At 64.1% G+C, this 552-nt stretch carries 1 protein-coding gene; it reads left to right on the top strand.

Translation table 11 applies throughout. The features are described 5' to 3' along the window. The coding region (locus PMI12_RS26250; RefSeq protein WP_007838818.1) for an electron transfer flavoprotein subunit beta/FixA family protein at positions 1-522 on the top strand (522 nt) is incomplete at its 5' end. Positions 523-552 lie beyond the last annotated feature (30 nt).

Genomic DNA, 552 nt, shown 5'->3' with positions numbered 1-552 from the left:
GCCATCGGCGCCGACCGCGGCATCCTGGTCGAGACCACCGAAGAACTGCAGCCCCTGGCCGTGGCCAAGCTGCTCAAGGCGCTGGTCGACAAGGAACAACCGTCGCTCATCATCCTCGGCAAGCAGGCCATCGACGACGACGCCAATCAAACGGGCCAGATGCTGGCAGCCCTGGCTGATCTTCCCCAGGCCACCTTCGCCTCCAAGGTCGAAGTCGCCGATGGCAAGGCCACCGTGACCCGCGAAGTCGACGGCGGCCTGGAAACCGTCAGCCTCAGCCTGCCGGCCGTCATCACCACCGACCTGCGCCTGAACGAGCCGCGCTACGTGACGCTGCCCAACATCATGAAGGCCAAGAAGAAGCAGCTGGACACCTTCAAGCCCGAGGACCTGGGCGTGGATGTCACGCCGCGCCTGAAGACGCTGAAGGTCAGCGAGCCGCCCAAGCGCGGCGCCGGCATCAAGGTGCCCGACGTCGCCACCCTGGTGGACAAGCTCAAGAACGAAGCCAAAGTGATCTGAGGAAGACAACGACATGACCGCACTTGTTAT

Source organism: Variovorax sp. CF313, assembly GCF_000282635.1.
Classification (GTDB): Bacteria; Pseudomonadota; Gammaproteobacteria; order Burkholderiales; family Burkholderiaceae_C; genus Variovorax.
The sequence above is the reverse complement of the archived record's forward strand: the minus strand, read 5'-3'. Positions and strand labels throughout refer to the sequence as shown.